Origin of the sequence: Streptacidiphilus sp. EB129 (assembly GCF_041262645.1) — a bacterium.
Taxonomy (GTDB): Bacteria; Actinomycetota; Actinomycetes; order Streptomycetales; family Streptomycetaceae; genus Streptacidiphilus.
Genome location: NZ_JBGCCS010000020.1, coordinates 126,519 through 147,703 on the forward strand (window position 1 = coordinate 126,519; position 21,185 = coordinate 147,703).

Sequence of the window (21,185 nt, forward strand, 5' to 3'; positions counted from 1 at the left end):
CATGGCCGGAGAACGCACGCCGGCCGGCCGAATGCCGGTGATCACGGTGGGCGGTCACCTGTTCGCGCTGCCCGGGTCGCGCGACGTCCCGAGGCGGGTTCCGCTGATTCAGGAGCAGAGGCCTCGATTCAGCGGCCCAGGCAGGCCCAGGGAGGCCAGGCGTGGCGACAGACGACTCACCGTCCGCGAGCAGTGCGTCCTCGACGCGGCCGGAGCACCACCGAATGCGTTCGAGCAGCTCGCTCGTGCTGCTGGTCGTCGCGTGGGTGCTGGCCCCGCTCTGTGTCGTGGCGGTGTTCGCGCGCTCCGAGATCACCGACACCACGCGGTTCGTGGCCACCATGTCCCCGCTGGCGAGCAACCCCGCGGTCCAGGACGCCGCGAGCAACCGGATCACCGACCTGGTCGTGCAGCAGCTCGATGTGCCCTCCCTCGTCGCGCAGGCCAGCCAGGCCCTCGCCGGGACCCGGGTGCCGCCGAAGGCGGCCGCCGCCCTGCAGGGCCTGCTGGCCGGGCCGGTCACCAACGGCGTCACCAGTCTGGTCCACACCGTGTCCCAGAAGGTCGTCACCAGCAGCGCCTTCGCGACGGTCTGGACGGGTGCCATCCGCACCGCGCACACCGCTGTGAACAACGTGCTGTCAGGGAAGAAGTCAGCGGCGCTCCAGCTCCAGGGCAACAACGTGGTCCTCCAACTCGGACCGGCCGTCGACCAGGTGAAGCAGCAACTGGTCGCCAGGGGACTCGGCGCGGCGTCGCACATCCCGACGGTGAACTCCACGTTCACGCTGTTCACCTCCAGCGAGGTCGCCAAGATCCAGACCGGCTACCGGCTGCTGAACGCCGTCGGGAACTGGCTTCCGCTGATCACCGTGCTGATCGCCGCCGGCGGGGTGATGCTCGCCGCCCGCAGGCGGCGGGCCCTGGTCGCCGCGGCCCTCGGAGTCGCGGTGGGGATGCTGGTCCTGGGGATCGGCCTCGCGGCCGCACGTCACATCTTTCTCGACCATCTGCCCGCCGACTCCTCCGAGCCCGCCGCAGCGGCGATCTTCGACCAGCTGGTGTTCTTCCTGCGCCACACCGTCCGGGCGGTCGGGGTGCTGGGCCTGGTCGTGGCGCTCGGCGCCTACGCGGGGGGCAGCGGCAGGTACGCGGTGCTCGTGCGCGGCAAGTGCCGTCTCGGCATCGCCTGGCTCCGTGACAGGTCCGGCTTCGGCCTCGGTCCGGTGGGGCCGTGGGTGCACCGCTTCAAGCGCTGGGTGCTGCTCGCGGTCCTCCTGCTGGCGGCTCTGGCGTTGGCGCTGTGGACCTATCCCACCGGCTGGGTCGTCTTCTGGCTGACCGTGGTGGTCCTGGGAGCCGTCGCCGTCGTCGAGTTCCTGGACGCGCCCGGCACGGTCGACGAACCGCCGGCCGCCGCGGTGGCCGGCGGCCTCTGACCCCAGGGACGGGGCGGTCCGGTTTCCCGTGGCGGGACCGCGGGAAACCGGACGGTCTGTCAGTGCAGGGAGACCCAGGCCCGTTCCCCGGCGCGCGCGAAGCCGGCGCGGAGGTAGACGAGTTCCTCGGCCGGGCCCTCCACGTCCAGGAACACCAGGCCGGCTCCGCCGTCGTGGGCGGCGCGAGTCAGCAGCGACGCCAGTGCACTGGCGATCCCGCGCCTGCGGTAGTCCATCCGGGTCGCCACGGCCGCGACCTCGGACACTCCGCCCTGCGGCTCGGTGACCAGCCCCGCGCCGCAGGGCCGACCGGTGGCCGCGTCCCGCGCCAGGGCGACGAGGCCGCCACGTCCGATCAGGGCCTGGAGACGGTCCAGGTCGTGCGAGCCGGCGGAGGCGGGCTCACCATAGGCCTCGTTCTGCACGTCGACGGCGTCCCGGAGGTCACCGGCCTCGGTGACCGCCGAGAGGGCGATGCCTGCGGGGAGCGGCAGATCGATCGCCGCCCCGGAGGGGCACGCCAGCATCGCCAGCCGCCCGTCGACGGTGAACCCCGCCCTGATCAGGGCGACCTCGGCCTCGGGCGCCGCGCCCGTCACGTATTCCAGGCGCGGGATCCGGTCATGGCGTTCGAAGGCCGCGACCAGTGCCGCGACCTCGGCCGGGCTGGGCCGCGCGCCGTCCATCGGGACCGCGAAGTTGCGGCCCAGGGTGGCGGTGTGCGGGTTGAGCGCCGCGAGGAACGGCCCGACCCGCAGGTGGTCGGACCGTCGGGTGATGTCGGCCCGCATGTAGGCGGCGACGCGTGCGGGCACGGTGGAACGGGGGGAAGCAAACATCGGGGTGAACACCTTACGTCCGAAAGGCTGCCCGGCTCACGGGCAGGGGATGCAGGGATGCCGCAGACGCCGGCCCCGCCGCAGAGCTGCGGGGTCGCTCGGGTCGAGCGCACCGACGGCCGCGGGAGCGGCTCGCCAGGTCACGGGGCGTCATCCTCTGTTCGGGCGTGGAAGGTTACGAGCCCGGGTGGCGGAACTCGCCCGGTCAGTGTGCCCACTCGTGGCCGCGGCACGCAACCGCGTATTCGATCGATGGATGGTTGCGGTCAGGTCCGCGCCGACGAGTCAGCGACGGAGGGCGCCGGGGACGAGGGCGTCGGGGTGGAGTGGGCCGTTGTCAACCCGTCCCGGGCGGACGGGTCGCCGGGGTCGGCCCGGCCGCGGATCCGGGGCGCGAAGTGCTCGATGATCTGGTGGAGCACGGCGACGGTGGCGGTGATCTGTTCCTCGTCGGTGTTCTGGAGCGCCTCGCGCAGACTGGCCTGATTCGCTTCTCTGAGGCGGGTGAGCAGGGCCCGCCCCTGGGCGGTGATGGCCACCTGCCGGGCCCGCCGGTCCTGTGTGTCATGGGTGCGCTCGACGAGGCCCTGGGCTTGGAGGGTGACGATCTGTCGGGTCACATGGGGGGACTCCACCAGCAGTCGGGTGGCGAGGTCGCCGATACGGCTGATGCCGCCGGAGCCCTCCAGGGCCAGCAGCAGGTAGATGTCCGAGCGTGCGGCGGTCACGCCGGCCCGCTGGGCCTGGCGGTCGTGCGCCTGCGACCGTGTGAGCAGGTAGGCGAGGGAGGCCAGCACCTTCTCCAGCGCGGCGGTGGCGTCCTGGCCCGCGGCGGAGTCCTGGCCCGTTGCGGCGTCCGGCATGGACGAACTGTAGCGGTAGCCGGGCGGGGCGGCCGGGCGAAGCCGTGAGGGCGGCATCCGGCCAACCTTGATCCGGACGGCGGCGCCTCCTTTTCGTTGGCATGTGCACGCGTTACGATCCAAAAGTTAGATGCTTTCGGTACCTAACTATCTCCGGGGATCGAGCCGGCCCCGGCGACGCGTTCACCGGCGAGCGAGGAGAGAGTCCCGATGACCACCGCGGAAGCTGCAGAACCCCTCACCGTCCCGGCAACCCGGGGGAGTTGCCCCTTCGCTCCGCCGCCCTCCTACGAGCGGGCCCGCGAGCAGGCCCCGGTCACCCAGGTCACGCTGTGGGACGGGTCCCGGTGCTGGATGGTCACCCGGCACGAGGACGTCCGCGCCGTCCTGAGCGACCCGCGGTTCAGCTCGGACGGCAGCCGTCCGGGCTTCCCCCACCTCAGCGCCGGCCGCAGGGCACTGGCCGAGGAGACCCAGGTCTTCATCCGGATGGACGACCCGGAACACGCCCGGCTGCGCCGCATGCTCACCGCGGACTTCATGATCAAAAAAGTGGAAGCGATGCGCCCGGAGATCCAGCGCATCGCCGACGACCTCCTCGACCGGATGACGGCCCGTCAGTCCCAGGCGGACTTCGTGGCCGAGTTCGCCCTGCCGCTGCCGTCGCTGGTGATCTGCCGCCTCCTGGGCGTCTCCTACGAGCACCACCAGTTCTTCCAGGACCGCAGTCGCATCCTGCTCCACAACGACTCGACGCCGGACGACGTCGGTGGTGCGCGGCGCGATCTGCGGCAGTTCCTGACCCGGCTCGCCGAGGAAAAGCAGAAGGAGCCCGACGAGGGGATCATCAGCCGTCTCGTCGCGCGGGGCGAGCTCACCCCGGAGGAGGTCGCCGCCACGGGACTGCTGCTGCTGGTCGCCGGGCACGAGACCACCGCGAACATGACCGCCCTGTCGATCCTCGCGCTGCTGCGGAACCCGGAACAGCTGGCCCGGTTGCGCGACACCCCCTCGCTGACCGGGGGAGCGGTGGAGGAACTGCTGCGCTGGCTGACGATCGTCCACTCGGGCCTGGGCCGGGCCGCGGTGGCGGATGTGACCATCGGGGGCCGGACCATCCGGGCCGGTGACGGAGTCCTGGTCATGCTCAACGCCGCCAACCGCGACGAGCAGGCCTTCACGGACGGCGCCGAACTCCTCGTGGACCGGGACGCACGGCACCACGTCGCCTTCGGCTTCGGGGTGCACCAGTGCCTGGGGCAGCCGCTGGCGCGGCTGGAGCTCCAGATCGCCCTGGAGACCGTGCTGCGCCGCCTGCCCGGACTGGAACTCGCCTGCTCGTTCGAGGACGTCCGCTTCCGGCACGACATGGCGATCTACGGCGTGCACGCACTGCCGGTGGCCTGGTAGGAATCCCCGGCTCGGCAACCCCCCCCGGCTGAAAGGACATCACCCATGCACATCACCGTCGACCTCGACCGCTGCTGCGGCGCGGGACACTGTGTGCTCGCCGCCCCGGAGGTCTTCGACCAGCGGGACGAGGACGGCCTGGTCGTCCTCCTCGACGCCGACCCGCCGGCCGGGGAGCACCGGCAGGTACGCCAGGCCGCCGCGCTCTGCCCCGCGTCCGCCATCGGGGTGCGGGAGTGAGCAGTCCCTCCCGGGTGGCCGTGGTCGGCGCATCGGCCGCCGGCCTGAGCGTGGTGGAAACCCTGCGCCGGGAGGGCTTCGCCGGCCAGGTCACCCTGATCGGCGAGGAGCGGCATCTCCCGTACGACCGGCCGCCGCTGTCCAAGCAACTGCTCTCCGGCGCCTGGGACGCCGAGCGCCTCAGGCTGCGCAGCCCACAGGCGCTGGACGAACTCGGCGTCACCCTCCGCCTGGGGGCACGCGCCGTCGCACTGGACACCGTGGCGCGCGAGGTCTCCCTCGCGGCCGGGGAGCGCGTCGGCTACGACGCGCTGGTGGTCGCCACCGGCATGCGACCGCGCCGCCTGCCCGGTACCGAGGGACTGGCAGGGGTGCACGCGCTGCGCACCATGGAGGACGCGCTGGCGCTGCGCGAGGCGCTGCGGGCCCCGGCACGGCCCCCCGTGCGGCTGGTCGTCGTCGGCGCCGGATTCCTGGGCGCCGAGGCCGCCGCGGTCGCGGCGGAACTCGGCTGCCGGGTCACCCTCGTGACCGATGAGTCCACCCCGCTCGCGGCGGTCCTCGGCACCGGGCTGGGGGAGCTGCTCGCCGAAGTCCACCGCGAGCACGGCGTCCGGGTCGAGTCCGGCGTGGTCGTCGAGGCCGTCCTGGCCGACGGCGGTCGGGCTTCGGGAGTGAGACTGGCGGACGGGCGGACCATCGAGGCGGACGCGGTGCTGGTCAGCATCGGTTCGATCCCCAACACCGAGTGGCTGGCCGGCAGCGGTCTGCGGACCGCCGACGGGGTGGAGTGCGACGCCACCCTGTACGCGGGCTCCGGCGTCTGGGCGGCCGGCGATGTCGCGTGCTGGCCGCACCCGCGAACCGGTCGGCCGACACGGATCGAGCACCGTACCAACGCCGCGGAACAGGGCCTCGCCGTCGCCCGCAACATCCTGGCCGGGCACCGGTACGCAGCGCCCTTCGACCCGGTCCCCTACGTCTGGTCCGACCAGTTCGATCTCAGGATCCAGATCTATGGCCGGACCAGGGGAGCCGATCGCGTCGACCTCCTGGAGGGCTCCTGGGCCGAACGCCGGCTCGTCGCCCGCTACACCTCAGGAGGCCGGGTTCTGGGAGTCGTCGGCGTCAACTCCCCGCGTGCGACCCGCACGTATCGGGAACTGCTGGTCGAGGCGGGCTGCCGGAGCCCGACGATGCGCGGCACTGTCTGAACTGCGGCGCCGTGCTCCCCGGGTGGCCTCAGAGCTGCTGGTCCGAATGCGCGGGCAGGGACGCGGCGTCGGTGTCGGCGACTGCGACGTTGCGCAGGGTGTGCTGCTGCGGGGGTGGCACCGGCGTGCGCGCAGGGGTACTGCGGCGGCGTCGGCGCAGCAGCCACCGGACCGTCGCCACCGCCGCTGCGACCGCCACCAGCACTCCGACCAGGACGAAGCCCGCGCTGTCCACAAGGCGCTCGCCGGAAGCGCCCAGGAAGAAGCCGACCAGGACGTTCCCGGTACCCCAGAGAACTGAGGCGGCGACGGTGTAGGGCAGGTAGCGGCGATAGGGCATGCCCGCGGCTCCTGCCGCGAAGGGCACGAAGGTGCGCACGAAACCGACGAAGCGCCCGACGAAGACAGCCGCGCCGCCATGACGCAGCATCAGATCATTCGCCCGTCGCGTTCCGGAGCGGAAGGCGACCCGGTCCCGCAGCAGGCGTGCCAGGTGCTGTCGCTCGGCCCACCGGCGCAGCCGCTCGGCCTGCCCGCTGCGCGCGGACCAGCGGCCGACCCCGAAGCCGACCGAGTCGCCGACTATGGCCCCGATGATCACGACCGCGCCCAGGCCGAACACGTTGAGGTGGCCACTGCTGGCCACCGCGGCGGCGAACAGGACGAGCGACTCACCCGGAAAGACGATCCCTACGAAGGCGCTGGTCTCGCCCATGATCAGGGCGAACACGAGCACATAGGCCCAGACGCCGATCGACGCGACGAACCCGGCGCCTATCACCGGAGGTTCGCTTCGAGACCCGGCGACGGGTCGGGATGCCGAGTGACGTCCTCACCTTTCACGTCGCCTCCAAAGCTTCGACCGCTGCCAGAGATTCCAAGTTCCACTTACCGGCGGTTATTCCCCGCTGGTTATTCCCCGACAGGGTCGCGGGTGCACAGGGACGGCCGTCACCGCACCGGAAGTCCTGCCCGGCATCGACACCATCGACACCATCGACGCCCTCCCGGCCCAGCCCAAGACCGCACGGGTCGCTGGTGGCGTCCGGGCGTCGTGCCGAGGGTTTCGCGCTGCGGCCGTCCGATCAGCGAGACTGCTCGGGTGAACCCCGCCTGGCTCGATCTTCCCGTCCGCGCCGCCGTCCCGGAGCTGCAACGAGCCCTGGAGCGGCGCGGTACGGCAGTGCTCGCGGCGCCGCCCGGTACCGGCAAGACCACGCTGGTCCCGCTGGTCCTGGCCGGGCTGGTACAGGACGTGCCCGGGCCGCCGCGCAGCGTGCTGGTGGCCGAGCCGCGCCGACTGGCGGTCAGGGCCGCCGCGCGGCGGATGGCCTGGCTGCTGGGCGAGGACCCCGGCACCGCCGGGAGGATCGGGCACAGCATGCGCGGCGAGCGACGGGTGGGCCCCGAGACCGTGGTCGAGGTGGTCACCACCGGCGTGCTGCTGCAGCGCCTGCAACGCGACCCCGAACTCCGGGGCGTCGACGTCGTCCTGCTGGACGAGTGCCATGAACGCCACCTCGACGCGGACACCGCGCTGGCCTTCCTGCTCGACGTCCGTGCGACGCTGCGCCCCGAGCTGCACCTGGTCTGCGCCTCCGCCACCTCGGACACCGCGGCCTGGGCCGAGCTGCTGGGCGGGGCGGACGGCCCCGCGCCGGTCGTGCGGGCACAGGGTGTCGCCTACCCCGTGGAGACCGTCTGGGCACCGCCGCCGCGCCCGGTGCGCCCACCGCAGGGCACCCGAACCGACCCCGCGCTGCTGGAACACGTCGCCGCGACCGTCCGCCGGGCGCTGAGCGAACGCGACGGGGACGTGCTGTGCTTCCTGCCCGGCGCGGGTGAGATCGCCAGGGTCGCGGTGCTGCTCGGCGGCGTGGCCGAGGTGCTGCAGTTGCACGGACGGGCGGACCGCTCCGTGCAGGACGCGGCGCTCAGCGCGGGCGGTCGGCGCCGGGTCGTGCTGTCGACCTCGGTCGCCGAGTCCTCGCTGACGGTGCCCGGCGTCCGCTCGGTCGTCGACTGCGGACTGGCCCGCGAGCCGCGCACCGACCATGCGCGGGGGTTGTCCAGCCTGGTCACCGTACGGGCCTCGCTGGCCACCGGACGGCAGCGGGCGGGGCGGGCCGGGCGGGAGGCCCCCGGCACGGTCTACCGGTGCTGGGCCGAGGTCGAGGATGCCCGGTCCCGGGCCCAGCCCACACCGGAGATCCAGCTGGCCGACCTCACCTCCTTCGCCCTGCAGGCAGCCTGCTGGGGCGATCCGGACGCGCGGGGCCTGGCCCTGCCCGACCCGCCGCCGGCCGGTGCGATGGCGGTGGCCCGGCAGTCCCTGCTCGCCCTGGGTGCGGTGGACGCCCAGGGGCGGGCCACCGAGCGCGGTCGGCTGATCACCAGGACCGGGCTGCACCCCCGGCTCGCCCGGGCGCTCCTCGACGGCGCGGCCCTGGTGGGGGAGCGGCGGGCAGGCGAGCTGGTCGCGCTGCTGTCCGAGGAGCCGCCGCGGGCACTCGGCGACGACCTCACCGCGGTGTGGCGGACGGTGCGGACGAGCCGGGACCCGTACGCGGCGCGCTGGCGCGAGGAGGTGCGCCGACTCGGGCAGCACCTGCGCACCGGTCGGCACGCCAACTCCGGGCAGCGGCCGAGCGGACGGCACGACCCAACGGCCGACACCACCGGCACGGCCGGCACCACCGGCACGGCCGGCATCACCGACGCTGCCGCCGCCGGCCTGGTCGTCGCCCTGGCGTTCCCGGAACGCATCGCCCGCGCCCGCAGTTCGGATCCGACCTCCTATCTGATGACCTCGGGCACTGCCGCCGCAATCACCGCCGGCTCCGCCCTGACCGGTACCGAATGGCTGGCGGTCGCCGTCGCCGACCGTCCTGCGGGCTCTCCCTCGGCCCGGGTGCAGCGGGCCGCCGGGCTCGACGAGAGCGGCGCGCGCCGAGCGGCCGCCTCCCTGCTGACGGTCCGTGAGGAAGTGCTCTGGGCGGTACCGGCAGGCGCACGCCGGGGCGATGTGGCCGGGCGGCGGGTCGAGTCGCTGGGTGCCATCGAGCTCTCCTCCGCCGCGCTGACCGCACCGGACCCCGCGCTGGTACGTGCGGCGCTGCTGGACGGCCTCGCCCGGGAGAGTGTCGGCGAGCTGCTGACCTGGTCCGCCGAGGCGACCGGCCTACGGCAGCGGCTGGCGTTCCTGCACCGTTCACTGGGCGCGCCCTGGCCGGACGTCAGCGACGAGGCGCTGGAGGCGAGCGCAGCCGACTGGCTGGAACCGGAGCTGTCCCGCGCCCGCCGCCGCGCCGACCTGGAACGACTGGACCCGCGGACGGCGCTGCCCCGGCTGCTCCCGTGGGCGACGGGCGCGGCCGGGCGGCTCGACGAGCTCGCCCCGGACCGGATCACCGTCCCGTCGGGCTCCCGGATCCGGGTCGACTACTCCGGGGACCGCCCGGTGCTGGCCGTCAAGCTCCAGGAGCTGTTCGGCTGGAGCGCGGCGCCCGCACTGGCCGACGGACGCGTCCCGCTGACGGTTCATCTGCTCTCCCCGGCCGGTCGGCCGGCGGCGGTCACCGGAGACCTGGCCTTGTTCTGGCGCGAGGGCTACCGCGCCGTCCGCGCCGACCTGCGGGGCCGCTACCCGCGCCACCCGTGGCCAGAGGACCCGTCGACCGCCGAACCGACCCGCCGGCTGAACCCGCGCAAGTAGTCGGACCCGCCCGTGCGTCCGGCCTGTCAGCCCTTGGCCGGCAGCAGGTCGATCTGGTGCTGGTCGGTCGCGATGATGTCCGGCAGGGGAAGGCCACCGCGCGTGTCCAGGTGCACCAGAGTCGCTTCGATCTCGGTGGGACCCGGCGTCATCTTCGTCCCGTCCGCGGGCCTTTCACGGTTCACCCAGCTGTGCTCGGCGCCGTCGCAGGTCGCCGCCGTACCGCCGATGCCGTGCCGCACGGACCCCGTGCCGACGCTGCTGGACACGAAGACCGGGCCGGGGCCGGTCAGCGGCGAACAGCGGTACGTACCGGAGAGGGTCACCGTCCCGTCGCCGGCGACCGTCCCGCTCTGGTCCGCGGAGACCGCCCCGGCCGCGGTGGCGCCGGCCGGCCCGGGGGTCACCGTCAGAAGAAGCACGCCCGCCACACCAGACACCCCGGTGGCAATGAGCCGTCCTCGCACTGGCAGATCTCCCTTACGTCCGTGTAGTGGTACGCGGCACCCCACGCCGGCCCACCTCCGGTGAGCCACGGCGCCGACCACGAACTGATCAACGCGCGGGCCACACGAACGTCACGGCAGACGCCATCGGCCCACGTCGCCCGGGGCCTCTGTGCCCTACGGATGAAACCGCCACCGACCTTCGGAGATGACATCCACCTTGTCGTCACTGACGCGAATGGCCGTCTCATCGTCGATGAAGTAGATCGGGAAGTTCGCCCGTGCGACGATGCGATCAGCCCAGACGTCGTCCCGCTCCGGGAAATCCGGTGAGGACAGATGCGGCTTCAGATACCAGTCGAAGAGACCGAACGGCGGCTTCACGGTCGTCGCACCGAGCACGTGCAGGTCTGCGGCGTCCCCGATGACGTCGGCGGAGCGTTCAGTGAGGTTCCGGCTGAAGATCATCGATCCGGCGCTCACCCCCACGTAGACCCGGCTCTCCAGCGCTTCCATGAAGCCGTCGGCCAGGTCGTTGCCGGTGATGCTGCGTGCGAGGTGGTAGTGGCTGCCGCCCTCGACATAGACGACGTCGGCATGCAGCAGCCGGTCGAGCACCATCTGCCGAGGCAGGCCGTTCAGCTCCAGGATGTCGAACTCCCGCCAACCAAGGCCATACAGTCGCATCAAATCCGCCACGAACCACCCGTGGTCTCCGGACTCCGCGACGGACGCCGTGGGAACGTACACGATGTTCGCCGACTCGAACGGCTTTCCCAGCAGGTCCCGCAGCGCCTCCCGAAGTGTCTCGTTGCGCAGGCCGCTCGACGTCAACAGAAGCTTCATCGGGCGAGCCAATCACGGCTGACAGGTGCGCGCAACGCACTGTGTCGGTCTACGCCACACAGAGCCCGACCGGGTACTTCGCCGAGATCCAGCGGATCGACCCCTCGACGGGCGCGAGCGTTCAGCAGACCGTCTCCACCAACGCCGGTCAGGGCGGGGCCGGCCGGATCGTCCGGGCAGGCGTCAACTCGGAGCTGGATACTCCGAGTTGACGTGCCGTCGTACCCCTGCTGAATGCCGGGGTCCGCGACTAGGCTCGGTGGTGCGTTGCGGGGGCACGCAGTAGGGGTGACCCTCGTGCGCGTCTACGAGGGGGAGAGTGTGCGCACTTCGATCCGTCATCTGATCCAGGCGCTGTTCGCGGCCGTGATCGTCGCGGCCGGTCTGCTCATTCCGACCGGTGTCGCCTCGGCGAACAGCGGGGGCACGTTCGTTGCCACCGGCAACACCTGGGGCGTCGGACTCTACGTCCGCCCGGACGTGAACGCCCCGAAGAACCCGACCAAAGGCTACGTGGACCTCCGCCCCGGCGGGCACGACGGCGCGTACGTGGTCTGCAAGACGACCGGCGTCGGCTTCGGCGGCGCCTCGGCAACCTGGTACCAGGCCAGTTCCATCCGCGTCGGCGTCGGCGACGTGGTCCTGACCGGCTGGGTGTTCGCACCGTTCCTCGACGGCAGCCAAGCCGCCAACTGGCTGCCGACGTGCGAAAGCAACGGAGGCTGGTTCCAGATCCAGTCCCCGCACCACCTCGGCCAGTACTCCTGCGCCGTCTGGAACGTGTGCATCATTCCCTCGGGGCCGTACGCAAAGAACGGCCCCGACCTCAACCCCGGCCAGTTCGTCTACGGTCAGTGCTACGTCTGGGGCAACAACATCGGCCCGGGCACCTCGACGCTGTGGTTCCTGTCGTCCAACAACGACCAGTACGGGGACCAGACCGGCGCCTACGTCTACGCGCCGTTCCTCGGTTACACCTCGCCGCCGTCGTGGATGAGCCAGTGCGCCGTGTGAGCTGACTCATCGTTCTGCGTTCCAGCCCGGCTCCGGCCGGGCTGGAACTACGGGTGGCCGCCGTAGCTGACCGGGGTGGGCAGGCTGGAGCAGATGTTCTGGTCGCCCGAGCGGCTCTCCGCGCTGATCGACGGTGCGGGTGCCTTGCTCCCGGAGCTCGTGGTGGTCGCCGGCGCGCCCTTGAGGTTGGCGGGGTCGTTCTGGCCCAGGACGAGGGTCAGCGTGCTGACGCTCGAACTCTGCTTGAGTACGGCCCCGGCCACCTGCGCGGCGAGGGCCTGGGCCTGGGCCTGCCGGCCTGCCGGGTAGAGGATCTCGGTCTGCGCGTAACCGCTGTAGCCGCTGTGGCCGATGCTTGCCTTCACGCCCAGGGCCTTGAGGTTGGCGGTCGCGTCGGTCGCCAGGTTGGGCGTGATGGTGCCGTTGAAGACCTGGACGGTGAGCGTGGTCAGCGGGACCGCGGTCGCCGCGGCACTGGCGGGTGTGGTGGGGGCTGCGGTGGCGGAGGTGCCGTAGGTCTTGGCGGCGTTGGAGCCGGGCAGGGGCTGGTCGTTGCGCAGGTCGGCCCAGACCTGGTCGAAGCCCTGGCCGGGCAGGACGCGGCCGTTGTCGGCGGTGTCGGAGGCCGGCGGCCACTCCCAGGGGGCGGTGATCATCTGGATGTAGTGGTTCTTGAGGTTCTTGACGCTGCCGGCCAGCGAGACCATCGCCGGAAGGGACTTGAGGCCGCTGTCGACGGTCAGGTTGCTGGTCACCGCCTGGGCGATGCTGTAGAGGGTGAGCGGGTTGGACAGCGTGCCGTTGCTGGTCAGCTTGGTGAACAGCGAGGAGACGAACATCTGCTGGTACTGGATGCGTCCCAGGTCGGTGCCGTCGCCCACGCCGTGCCGGTCGCGGACGAACTCCAGCGCCTGGGCGCCGCTGACGGTGTGCATCCCCGGACCCAGCACCAGGCCGCTGTAGTTGGGGTCGTTGATGCCCGGCGGCGGCACGCACACCTGCACACCGTGCACGGCGTTGGTCATGTCCTGCAGTGCGTTGAAGGTGACCTCGACGAAGTGGTCGATCCGGACCCCGGTCATCTGCTCGACCGTGGCCACCGCGCAGGCGGGTCCGCCGAGGTTCATCGCCAGGTCGAACATGGCCTTGTCGGTGGCGGGGACGGTGACGTCGGGATCGGTGCGTCCCTGGCATTCCGGGCGGGGTACCAGCAGGTCGCGGGGGATGGAGACGACCGTGGCCCACTGCTTCTCCGCGCTCATGTGCACCAGCATCGCGGTGTCGGAGATGTTGGTGCCCAGCTTGGTGGCGTTGCCCAGGTTCACCCCGTGCTGGCCGTCACGCGTCTGCGAGCCCAGCACCAGGATGTTCTCCGGGGTGTTGCCCTGCGCATCGGCTTGCGCCGCGGCGGGCTGGTTCTTCAGGTTCCCCAGGCTGACGGTGTTGATGTTGCCGACCAGATGCGTGTAGAGGTACGCCCCGACACCGGCGGTGAGCAGCACCACCCCCGCGGTGACGATCGCGACGATGCGCAGCACCTTGTACCTGCGGGAGCGCACGACCTTGCGTCGCCGGGAGCGGGCCGAACCGGCCCGGTGACCCGAGCCGGACCGCCCGGGTCCGGCGTCGGCTATCGGGTCGGCTATGGGGGAGGAGTCCGCACTCTGCGTAGTCCCGCCGTGACGCCTGCTCACGCTGATTCCTCCCACTCGACCCGCCGCGAGCCCGCCGCCGATCCTTGTTGATTCAATGCTGAAGTGACGCAGCAAGAGGCAGTATGGTTGCACACTTGCGCAAGAGAATGATTAATGCTCCCCGGTCACAACTGTCGCGGGGGATCGGCCCCGTGATCGCCGTCGTCCTCGTCGCGACGGCGCACCAGGTTCTCCATCATGCGGTGCACGATCTCGATCACCCAGGCATCCTCGACCGTGTAGACCTGGTAGCGGCCCTGGGTGCGCACGCTCACCAGGCCGGCGAGCCTGAGTTTGGTCAGGTGCCGACTCACCACGGCGAGCGACTTGCCGAGCTGCGCTGCCAGGCTGCTCACGTCGCGTTCGGCGCGGGAGAGTTCCCAGACGATGCGAAGGCGTGGGGCGGAACCCAGCAGCTCGAACGTGTCCACCGCCTGCTGGAAGATCTCCTCAGGCTGGTCTACGGTCGTCAGGCTCACCTGTGGGTACCGCCCCTTGCTTCGTGCGAGGTCCGCCGCCGGGTCCGGCCGACGCGTGCCGCCTCTGTCCCGGGGCGGCCGGCCGCATGCTCACGCCGGCACCGACGTCCGAGGGGCACTGTCAGTTGCATGGTTGCGCAACATAGCAAGCAACGGCCGCGTTCAGACAGCGCTCTGCCTCGGATCGTTGCTCGACAATTCCGACAGAACGGGACAGGTCAACCTCAACGGCAAGGGTGTTGGCCCGCCGGCCGGCAGATGCCCGGCCGCGAGCCGTTGCTCAACCGTTATGCGTCCACGGTCTCCGCACTTCCGGACCGGAGCTCGACCGACAGGTACGGGGACAGTGCCCGGAGGAAGTCCGCCGCGTCGAACATCGCGCCGGCCGAGGCCACGCCCGTGGTGCGGGTCCGCCCGGTCAGGATGCGCTGGACGGCCTCCACCGCCAGCGGCGCGGTGACCGCGTAGATGTCCTGGCCACGGGCCGTGGCGCGTCGCTCGACACCACCGGCGCGGACCAGGACGTCGACGACGAAGGTCTGGTCCGACCGCCCCAGGTCGTCGACCGGCTCCGGCGCCGGCGTGTCCTCCCCGGCCAGGTCCCTCGCGGCCTCGACGGTCATGTGGGTGCGGACCTCGGACACGGCCAGGTGGCTCGGAATGGTGACGACATCGGCCATGGTGAACTCGGCGATCACCGTCCGCCGGCCCAGCGGCTCCGGAAAGACCCAGTCCTGCTCCCAGGCCGCGTCGTCGTGGTACTGCAACGCGCCGTCCGCGAACCGCACCCGACGGCCCGCGCGACGCTGGTGCGACACCTGCCCCGCCGCCCGGGTGCCCTCCGTGGGATGCCAGCTGCTCAGCCCGTACGCGACGTGCGCCAGATCAGCGGTGGTCGCCTCTCCCAGCGCCGCGGTCACCAGCAGGTCACCGAGCCCGCCGTAGAAAGCCATGGCCGGAACCACGGGGATGCCCGCCTTTCGGGCCGCTTCCGCGTAGTCGGCGAACATCGAGACGTTCGCCTCGATCTCCGCCGCGACGTCGACGTACGGGATCCCCGCGCGCAGGGCCGCCTCGACGAGCGGGCCGGCCGTCACCGCGAAGGGTCCGGCGCAGTTGATGACCGCCACCGCTCCGGCGAGGGCGCGGTCCAGCGAACCCGCGTCGTCCACGGTGGCCGGCCGCGCCGCCACCTCGCCCCACTCGGCGGCCAGCACCTCCAACCGGGCCGCGTCACGACCGGAGATGACCGTGGCGATGCCACGCCGCAGAAGTTCGGCGACGACGAAGCGACCGGTGTGCCCAGTCGCGCCATAGACCACTACCGCGCCCGCTGTACTCATGATTCCCCGATCTCGATGTGCTGTTGAGTCCAGTCTGGCCGCCGGCGGGGCCCGACGGTGATGGTCCGGAACGACGTCATGCGTACACTTTCGGACATGCCCACTGTCGCGATACCGGCCGTCGGCCGCCTGCTGCACCTCGAGTTGGCGGTGGCCTACGAGATCTTCGGCAATCCCCCGCGCGAAGCCACGGCGGGCTGGTACGACGTGCTGCTCTGCGGGCCGGGGCCGGTGCGGGTCGGCCCGTTCACGGTCGAGCCCGACCGCGGGCTGGAGGGTTTGACCGGCGCCGACACCGTGATCGTGCCCGCGTGCGCCGACATCGACGATCCGCCGCCGGCGGAGGTGGTCGACGCCGTCCGCGCGGCTCACGAGTCGGGTGCCCGGGTTGCCTCCCTCTGCACCGGAGCGTTCGTGCTCGGCGCCGCGGGCCTGCTGGACGGCCGACGGGCCACCACCCACTGGGCTCATGCCGCGGAGCTGAGTGCCCGTCATCCGCTGGCGGTGGTCGACCCGGACGTGCTGTACACGGACAACGGCAGCGTGCTCACGGCTGCGGGCAAGGCCGCAGCCGTGGATCTCTGCCTGCACCTGATCCACCTCGACCACGGCGCCGCCATCGCCAACTCCGTCGCCCGTCGCCTTGTCATGCCGCCGCACCGGCCCGGCGGTCAGGCCCAGTTCGTGGCCACGCCGATGCAGGTCAGGGGCGACCACGTGCTGTCGCACCTGTTCTCCTGGGTCCAGCAACGGCTGGACCAGCCGCTGACGGTGACCGACCTGGCGCGCAGGGCGCACACCAGTCCGCGCAATCTCGGTCGGCAGTTCCAGTCGGTGATCGGCCAGACGCCGATTCAGTGGCTGCTGGCCCAACGTGTACGCCGCGCCCAGGAGTTGCTGGAGGCCACGGACGCCAGCGTCGAGGAGGTGGCGGTCGCCACCGGCATGGGCACCGCCACGACGCTTCGGCGCCAGTTCAAACGGATCGTCGGGGTCCCGCCCGACACCTACCGGCGCTCGTTTCGCAGCGCGAGGCCCGCCCTCTGAGAGCGGGACAACTGGCCGGTCGGCGCTATCGGGTGACGGTCGGTCACCACGTTCTGCGACGCCGGAGTCGGTTGGCGGTCACGGTCAGTGCGGCGCCGGCCAGCAGTGTCGCGCTGGCGGCCGCTGCCGCGAGCGGGACGGTACGGGCACCGGTTTCGGCCAGGTGGGGCGGGAGGGGGCGGCGGTGACGCTGCGGCTTGACGGTCTGGGTCATCGATGGGCCTGCCGTCGCTCATCTTCATCAGGAAATCTGACTATCTGTCCGCGCCGCGCCGCCGACTCCACCGGACGGCCCATCGATGTGATCGCCTGCCCCAGCTCCAGCCAGGCGCAGGCCCCGGGTGTCCCACCGCGCCCGGCCCCGTGAGCTCGCCTCGTCCTCGGCCGGGCCTGTGCCGGGGTGTGATCAGTCCTGCTGGGCAGGTGGTTCCGCGTCGGTGGCCCCCGGCTCGTCGCCCATGCTGGCGTCAACCCGTCGGATGAGCTCCCTGAGGCGCGCGATCTCCTTCCCGAACTCCGCGCGCCCGTTGCGGGTGATCCGCACCCAGGTGCGCGCCCGGCGCCCCTCGTAGCCCTTGTCCACCACGACCAGTCCGGCTTCCTCCAGCACCTGCAGGTGGCGGGAGAGGTTTCCCGCAGTCAGGTCCAGTACCTCGCGCAGGAAGGAGAAGTCCACGCGCGGGGTTTCGTGGAGGACCGCCAGGATCCCGAGGCGTGCCCGTTGGTGGACCATGTCGTCCAGGTCCTGGGTGGGGTGGTTCATACGCTCCTCCGGCGGCGCAACAGGTCGGGCAGCCCGAAACCCAGCCCGCCCAGCAGCAGGGTGAGGCCCGCCAGCCACAGGTTGGGCAGGAGATGCCACTGGTCAGAGGGCATCCAGCCGACCTGCGCGGTCAGGTTCTGCACGTCGTAGAGGTTCGCGACCAGAGACACGGCCAGGAAGAACGCGGCGAAGACCATGAGCGGGAGACTGCGCTCCAGCCGCGCCAGGACGAAGAGCCCGAGGGCGACCGCAAGCAGGGGCATCATCCCGTGCAGCGCCTCGAACGGCGCGAGGTTCTGCCACGGGCCCCGCAGTAGACCGTTGTCGACGCCGGGAGTGCACGCAACGGTCACGGCCAGCAGGCCCACGCCCGTCGCGATGTAGGGCCACACGCGGCCGGCCACGCCCACCCGGGCCGCGTGCCAGCGGTAGTAGCCGACGGTGATGGCGTAGCCGATGCCACCGGCGACCAGCCAGTAGAGGGTCGCGGCCCAGACGTCCCCCGCGCGGGAGATGGTGCAGAGGCCTGCGCCGCACGCAGGCGTGGGCGTCCGGTACCAGGGCGTCGCCGCGATCACCAGCACCCCGAACAGGACCAGGGGGAACCAGAACCCGCGCCTGGCCGCGCGCGTGCGCCGCACCGCCGCCCTCGTCATCCCCAGGAGCTCGTGCGCCGCCGCTTCCTCGTCCATGGATTCCCCCGGCCCTCGATGGTGCCCGGCTCTCTGCCGTACCATCAGCTTTGCATCGCAAACTGATTTGCACAAGACGGAATATGCTCATGGAGGGACATGGGGCAGCGGCCTCGCCGTGGGGGAGCGAGGCCGCTGCGGGGGTGGGGGTCAGCCGTGCCAGTGCTGGGTGGCGGAGCCGTTGTCGGTCCACTGGTCGACGGCCGCACCGTCGGCGGTCGAGGAGTTGTAGACCTCAAGCAGCTTGCCGGTGTTGACGTTCACGTACTTGTCCGACCCGTTGATGCTGATGTAGATCCACTCCTGGGTCTGGGTGCCGTTGCACGACCACTGGTCGACCTTGGAACCGTTGGTCTGGGCCGAGTGGTAGACCTCCAGGCACTCGAAGCTGTTGGAGTTCTGCAGCGTGTAGACGGGGTAGCCGGCGTAGGTCGAGACCTCGTTCTGGTACCACAGCTGGGTGTTGCTGCCGTTGCAGTCCCACTGGTCGACAGTGGCGCCGTCGTTGGTCGCCGAGTGGTAGGTCTCCAGGCACTTGCCACTGTTGTAGTTGACGATGCCGACCGGGTTGCAGCAGCCCATCGGCCGGGCCTTGGCCTGCTTGCCGCTCAGCGGGGTGAGTGTGCCGGTGATCGTGAGCGATCCGACGTGAATGGTCCGAGGCCCTCCGGTCGTGCCGGCCGGGGCGGTCGGGGCCGGGGTCGCGGCCGACCGGGCCGGCGCCGGGGCGGCCGGGGCGGCGGAGGCCGCTGCGGTGCCGGAGGTGGTCGCGGCGCCGGCCGGCGCGGCCGCCCCGAGCACGGTGAGCGTGGCGACGGCCGCGAGAGCCGCGGCGGCCCTCCTGAGGTTGAGCATGGGTCGGCCTTCCGTTGCTGGACGAGGAGTGCGCCGCGGATCGTCGCGGCACAGGGTCCACGGTGCACGCACGGAGCTGCCTCGATCGACCGCTATCGGGCATCGTGAGACGCGAACGACCGTCTCACAGCACTGACCTGACGATTTGTGAGGTGTGGGACGCGGGTTGTGAGACACCGTCAGCCCTGTGCCCGAGTGCCGGGACGTCCAGTTCGAGCGTGCCGGCGTCCGCGTCCAGGGTCGCGGGGAGGCCGAGCGGGACGGTGAGGCTGGTCGGGCCGTGGCCGAAGCCGAGTTCCCACAGCACCGGGACGCCCAGCGGAGCCAGCCGTTCCGCCATCAGGTCCTTGATCAGGTGTGGGGGACGGCAGTCCTGCCAGGAGCCCAGGGCGATGCCCGCCACGCCGGTCAGCGCCCCCGAGCGCAGCAGCTGGGTGAGCAGCCGGTCGAGGGCGTAGAGGTCCTCGTCGACGTCCTCCAGCAGCAGGATCGAGCCGGCGAAGTCGGCGCGGGCGTGCGCGGTGCCGCGTTCGGCCGCGAGCAGGGTGAGGCAGCCGCCGGCGGTGACCCCGTGCGCCCGGCCGGGCACCAGGCACTCGGCGGTGGGAGAGGTCAGCAGCCGCACGCTCTCGGGTTCGAACAGGGTCCGCCGCAGATGGTCGGCGGTCTGCTGGTCCGCACCGAACACCGCGGCCGCCGCCATCGGCCCGTACAGCGTGGACAGGCCGAGCCGGGTCGCGAAGGCCTCGTGCAGCGCGGTGGCGTCGCTGTAGCCGACGAAGGGCTTGCGCAGTTCCGGGGCGCTCATCGCGTCCCAGTCGAGCAGGTCCAGCATCCGCTGCGTGCCGTAGCCGCCGCGGGCGCAGATGACAGCGGCGACGTCCGGGTCCAGCCAGGCCCGCTGCAGGTCCGCCGCCCGGTCGGCGTCCGGGGCGGCGAGATAGCGCAGCAACGGGTCGCCGGCCAGGACGTGCGGCAGCACCTCGACCCGCAGCCCCCAGGACTCCAGGACCGCGACGCCCCGCTCCAGCCGGTCCGCGCGGACGCTGCCGCTGGGTGCGACCACCGCGACCCGGTCCCCGGCGGCGAGTCGGGGCGGGCGCCTGAGCGCGGGCACGGACGGCGCAGCGGGTACGGACGGCACGGCGGATACGGACGGCGCAGTGGGCACGGATGGCACGGATGGCACGGCGACGGCGGGTACAGCGGACACGGCAATCGACTCCTGACGACCTCGATGACGGTGCCACCGTACAGAGGCAGGACCTGCCGGTGCCCGAGCGCGCTGGGAACGCGCCGCCGCCTCGTCCCGGAGACCGGCAGGTGGTCCGGAGGGCCCCACGTCGTCCGGGACCGGTCGGCTCGTCGGGCGCGGTGATCGGGGGCGAGCCATAATGCAAGAGATCGCCCGGTGGCAGGTCTGCGACGCTGCTGCACGCGGCCCTACGATCAGAATCCGGAGCAGTCCATGGCTCTTGTGACGTCCCCCCGTGCCGGCGCCGCCGTCAGTCCGGTGCCCAGGTTCATCACCCCGCCCCGGCCCGCGTGGTGGGCGGACCAGCGCCAGGCTCTCGGCTACCTGCTGGTGGTGATCGGGGTCTGGCTGTTCACGACGATCTGGGCGCTCGACTACCCGACGACCGCGCAGGCCCAGAACGCCCACCTGAACGAGGTCATGGTCGGCATCGTGGTCGTCTTCAACGGCATGTCCCGCCTGCTCGTCTACCCCTCAAGGGTGAGCGACGTGGTCCTGCTGCTGTCCGGCGTGTGGCTTGTCGCCGCCCCCTTCGCGGTCGGCTACACCAAGACGGCGGAGGCGGGACAGGCGGCGGTCGCCGACTGGGTGACCGGGGGAGTGCTGGTGTTGCTGGCCCTCTACAGCATGTTCTCGCTGAGGATCTCCGAGCGGCTCTCCCAGCGCCTGGAGAGCCGCGCCTGACCCCGGCGGCCGGCCGCTCGGCCTACTGCGGCGGGGCCTCCAAGGGGAACTGGATCGGACTCAGCAGGTACTGCGCCCGCTCGGGGCTCGGACGGTTGGCCAGTCTGGGCATGATGGCCGCGCGAAGGTCGCCGATCAGTTCGTCCAGTTCCTCCGGGCTGAGCCAGAGCGTGTGCTGCCGGTAGCCGACCCGGTCGGCGACCGGGGCTGGTGCTGCTCGCCGCGGACGCCCAGCCGATGCACGAGGCGGCTGGGGCTTCACCCCGGATGGTGGACACGGGTTTGTGTGGTTATGCGGCGAGTGTCAGGGTAGCTGATTGGCGCTGCTCGTAGGCGACGGGGCTGAG

At 71.7% G+C, this 21,185-nt stretch carries 23 protein-coding genes; 9 read left to right on the top strand and 14 right to left on the bottom strand.

From position 1 onward, the window contains the following. Window positions 1-224: 224 nt before the first annotated feature. A complete protein-coding gene (locus tag ABH925_RS23845) occupies window positions 225-1,439 on the top strand; it encodes a hypothetical protein (protein WP_370150875.1) in 1,215 nt (404 codons plus the stop codon). A gap of 59 nt (window positions 1,440-1,498) precedes the next feature. Here ABH925_RS23845 and ABH925_RS23850 read toward each other — a convergent pair whose 3' ends face one another. Then, window positions 1,499-2,278, bottom strand: a complete 780-nt coding sequence (locus ABH925_RS23850; RefSeq protein ID WP_370150876.1) for a GNAT family N-acetyltransferase — start codon at window positions 2,276-2,278, stop codon at window positions 1,499-1,501. A gap of 266 nt (window positions 2,279-2,544) precedes the next feature. Next, window positions 2,545-3,141 carry a MarR family winged helix-turn-helix transcriptional regulator gene (locus ABH925_RS23855; protein ID WP_370150877.1) on the bottom strand — a complete coding sequence of 199 codons (597 nt, stop codon included), beginning with the start codon at window positions 3,139-3,141 and terminating at the stop codon, window positions 2,545-2,547. Between the two features lie 210 nt (window positions 3,142-3,351). On the opposite strand from ABH925_RS23855, the gene ABH925_RS23860 reads away from it, so the two are divergent. Genes ABH925_RS23860 through ABH925_RS23870 form a run of 3 tightly spaced genes read left to right on the top strand, consistent with a single transcriptional unit; the run spans window position 3,352 to window position 6,005 of the window. Next, window positions 3,352-4,551: a cytochrome P450 gene (locus ABH925_RS23860; protein ID WP_370150878.1), complete on the top strand. Its 1,200-nt coding sequence runs from the start codon at window positions 3,352-3,354 to the stop codon at window positions 4,549-4,551. Window positions 4,552-4,596: 45 nt separating this feature from the next. Next, complete coding sequence (locus ABH925_RS23865; RefSeq protein ID WP_370150879.1) at window positions 4,597-4,791, top strand: ferredoxin; 195 nt, start codon at window positions 4,597-4,599, stop codon at window positions 4,789-4,791. Next, a complete protein-coding gene (locus tag ABH925_RS23870) occupies window positions 4,788-6,005 on the top strand; it encodes an NAD(P)/FAD-dependent oxidoreductase (RefSeq protein ID WP_370150880.1) in 1,218 nt (405 codons plus the stop codon). The genes ABH925_RS23865 and ABH925_RS23870 overlap by 4 nt, the downstream gene beginning before the upstream one ends. 28 nt (window positions 6,006-6,033) lie before the next feature. Here the strand turns inward: ABH925_RS23870 and ABH925_RS23875 are convergent, their stop codons facing one another. Next, on the bottom strand, window positions 6,034-6,786 hold the full coding sequence (locus tag ABH925_RS23875; protein ID WP_370150881.1) for a DedA family protein: 753 nt from the start codon (window positions 6,784-6,786) through the stop codon (window positions 6,034-6,036). A gap of 321 nt (window positions 6,787-7,107) precedes the next feature. Here ABH925_RS23875 and hrpB point away from each other — a divergent pair, with 321 nt between their 5' ends. Then, window positions 7,108-9,720: an ATP-dependent helicase HrpB gene (gene hrpB / locus ABH925_RS23880; RefSeq protein WP_370150882.1), complete on the top strand. Its 2,613-nt coding sequence runs from the start codon at window positions 7,108-7,110 to the stop codon at window positions 9,718-9,720. 26 nt (window positions 9,721-9,746) lie between these two features. Here the strand turns inward: hrpB and ABH925_RS23885 are convergent, their stop codons facing one another. Then, a complete protein-coding gene (locus ABH925_RS23885; protein ID WP_370150883.1) occupies window positions 9,747-10,142 on the bottom strand; it encodes a DUF6299 family protein in 396 nt (131 codons plus the stop codon). Window positions 10,143-10,343: 201 nt separating this feature from the next. Continuing rightward, the gene (locus ABH925_RS23890; RefSeq protein WP_370150884.1) at window positions 10,344-11,012 is read right to left on the bottom strand and encodes a Type 1 glutamine amidotransferase-like domain-containing protein; all 669 of its coding nucleotides are present in this window, start codon (window positions 11,010-11,012) and stop codon (window positions 10,344-10,346) included. Window positions 11,013-11,053: 41 nt separating this feature from the next. Between ABH925_RS23890 and ABH925_RS23895 the strand changes: the two genes are divergently transcribed. Both ABH925_RS23895 and ABH925_RS23900 read left to right on the top strand, forming a co-directional pair. Further along, window positions 11,054-11,224 carry a hypothetical protein gene (locus ABH925_RS23895; RefSeq protein WP_370150885.1) on the top strand — a complete coding sequence of 57 codons (171 nt, stop codon included), beginning with the start codon at window positions 11,054-11,056 and terminating at the stop codon, window positions 11,222-11,224. Between the two features lie 109 nt (window positions 11,225-11,333). Next, on the top strand, window positions 11,334-12,026 hold the full coding sequence (locus ABH925_RS23900; RefSeq protein ID WP_370150886.1) for a hypothetical protein: 693 nt from the start codon (window positions 11,334-11,336) through the stop codon (window positions 12,024-12,026). Window positions 12,027-12,073: 47 nt separating this feature from the next. Here ABH925_RS23900 and ABH925_RS23905 read toward each other — a convergent pair whose 3' ends face one another. From ABH925_RS23905 to ABH925_RS23915, 3 genes are all read right to left on the bottom strand, one after another. Beyond that, complete coding sequence (locus tag ABH925_RS23905) at window positions 12,074-13,720, bottom strand: LCP family protein (protein ID WP_370150888.1); 1,647 nt, start codon at window positions 13,718-13,720, stop codon at window positions 12,074-12,076. A gap of 125 nt (window positions 13,721-13,845) precedes the next feature. Further along, a complete protein-coding gene (locus tag ABH925_RS23910; RefSeq protein ID WP_370150889.1) occupies window positions 13,846-14,199 on the bottom strand; it encodes an ArsR/SmtB family transcription factor in 354 nt (117 codons plus the stop codon). 287 nt (window positions 14,200-14,486) lie between these two features. Next, window positions 14,487-15,542, bottom strand: a complete 1,056-nt coding sequence (locus tag ABH925_RS23915; protein WP_370150890.1) for a trans-acting enoyl reductase family protein — start codon at window positions 15,540-15,542, stop codon at window positions 14,487-14,489. 96 nt (window positions 15,543-15,638) lie between these two features. On the opposite strand from ABH925_RS23915, the gene ABH925_RS23920 reads away from it, so the two are divergent. Next, a complete protein-coding gene (locus tag ABH925_RS23920; RefSeq protein ID WP_370150891.1) occupies window positions 15,639-16,589 on the top strand; it encodes a helix-turn-helix domain-containing protein in 951 nt (316 codons plus the stop codon). A gap of 43 nt (window positions 16,590-16,632) precedes the next feature. Here ABH925_RS23920 and ABH925_RS23925 read toward each other — a convergent pair whose 3' ends face one another. The 5 genes from ABH925_RS23925 to ABH925_RS23945 all read right to left on the bottom strand — a co-directional run bounded on the left by ABH925_RS23925 (window position 16,633) and on the right by ABH925_RS23945 (window position 20,043). Further along, window positions 16,633-16,803, bottom strand: coding sequence for a hypothetical protein (locus tag ABH925_RS23925; RefSeq protein ID WP_370150892.1), 171 nt, complete (start codon window positions 16,801-16,803; stop codon window positions 16,633-16,635). A 192-nt stretch (window positions 16,804-16,995) separates the two neighbouring features. After that, window positions 16,996-17,352, bottom strand: a complete 357-nt coding sequence (locus ABH925_RS23930; protein ID WP_370150893.1) for a winged helix-turn-helix domain-containing protein — start codon at window positions 17,350-17,352, stop codon at window positions 16,996-16,998. Next, on the bottom strand, window positions 17,349-18,044 hold the full coding sequence (locus ABH925_RS23935; RefSeq protein WP_370150894.1) for a hypothetical protein: 696 nt from the start codon (window positions 18,042-18,044) through the stop codon (window positions 17,349-17,351). Before ABH925_RS23935 ends, ABH925_RS23930 begins: the two co-directional genes overlap by 4 nt. A 150-nt stretch (window positions 18,045-18,194) precedes the next feature. After that, window positions 18,195-18,899, bottom strand: a complete 705-nt coding sequence (locus ABH925_RS23940; protein ID WP_370150895.1) for an RICIN domain-containing protein — start codon at window positions 18,897-18,899, stop codon at window positions 18,195-18,197. 124 nt (window positions 18,900-19,023) lie between these two features. Further along, window positions 19,024-20,043 carry an LD-carboxypeptidase gene (locus ABH925_RS23945; RefSeq protein ID WP_370150905.1) on the bottom strand — a complete coding sequence of 340 codons (1,020 nt, stop codon included), beginning with the start codon at window positions 20,041-20,043 and terminating at the stop codon, window positions 19,024-19,026. A gap of 324 nt (window positions 20,044-20,367) precedes the next feature. On the opposite strand from ABH925_RS23945, the gene ABH925_RS23950 reads away from it, so the two are divergent. Next, the gene (locus tag ABH925_RS23950; RefSeq protein WP_370150896.1) at window positions 20,368-20,838 is read left to right on the top strand and encodes an SPW repeat protein; all 471 of its coding nucleotides are present in this window, start codon (window positions 20,368-20,370) and stop codon (window positions 20,836-20,838) included. A 22-nt stretch (window positions 20,839-20,860) separates the two neighbouring features. Here ABH925_RS23950 and ABH925_RS23955 read toward each other — a convergent pair whose 3' ends face one another. After that, on the bottom strand, window positions 20,861-21,100 hold the full coding sequence (locus ABH925_RS23955; protein WP_370150897.1) for a hypothetical protein: 240 nt from the start codon (window positions 21,098-21,100) through the stop codon (window positions 20,861-20,863). Window positions 21,101-21,185 lie beyond the last annotated feature (85 nt).

What these genes read in the sequence shown, in the direction of transcription:
- ABH925_RS23920 (WP_370150891.1), top strand. Translation starts at nt 15,639, where the DNA reads ATGCCCACTGTCGCGATACCGGCCGTCGGCCGCCTGCTGCACCTCGAG.
- ABH925_RS23930 (WP_370150893.1), bottom strand. Translation starts at nt 17,352, where the DNA reads ATGAACCACCCCACCCAGGACCTGGACGACATGGTCCACCAACGGGCA.
- ABH925_RS23890 (WP_370150884.1), bottom strand. Translation starts at nt 11,012, where the DNA reads ATGAAGCTTCTGTTGACGTCGAGCGGCCTGCGCAACGAGACACTTCGG.
- ABH925_RS23860 (WP_370150878.1), top strand. Translation starts at nt 3,352, where the DNA reads ATGACCACCGCGGAAGCTGCAGAACCCCTCACCGTCCCGGCAACCCGG.
- ABH925_RS23940 (WP_370150895.1), bottom strand. Translation starts at nt 18,899, where the DNA reads ATGCTCAACCTCAGGAGGGCCGCCGCGGCTCTCGCGGCCGTCGCCACG.
- ABH925_RS23845 (WP_370150875.1), top strand. Translation starts at nt 225, where the DNA reads ATGCGTTCGAGCAGCTCGCTCGTGCTGCTGGTCGTCGCGTGGGTGCTG.
- ABH925_RS23865 (WP_370150879.1), top strand. Translation starts at nt 4,597, where the DNA reads ATGCACATCACCGTCGACCTCGACCGCTGCTGCGGCGCGGGACACTGT.
- ABH925_RS23850 (WP_370150876.1), bottom strand. Translation starts at nt 2,278, where the DNA reads ATGTTTGCTTCCCCCCGTTCCACCGTGCCCGCACGCGTCGCCGCCTAC.
- ABH925_RS23855 (WP_370150877.1), bottom strand. Translation starts at nt 3,141, where the DNA reads ATGCCGGACGCCGCAACGGGCCAGGACTCCGCCGCGGGCCAGGACGCC.
- ABH925_RS23925 (WP_370150892.1), bottom strand. Translation starts at nt 16,803, where the DNA reads ATGACCCAGACCGTCAAGCCGCAGCGTCACCGCCGCCCCCTCCCGCCC.
- ABH925_RS23950 (WP_370150896.1), top strand. Translation starts at nt 20,368, where the DNA reads ATGGCTCTTGTGACGTCCCCCCGTGCCGGCGCCGCCGTCAGTCCGGTG.
- ABH925_RS23915 (WP_370150890.1), bottom strand. Translation starts at nt 15,542, where the DNA reads ATGAGTACAGCGGGCGCGGTAGTGGTCTATGGCGCGACTGGGCACACC.
- ABH925_RS23935 (WP_370150894.1), bottom strand. Translation starts at nt 18,044, where the DNA reads ATGGACGAGGAAGCGGCGGCGCACGAGCTCCTGGGGATGACGAGGGCG.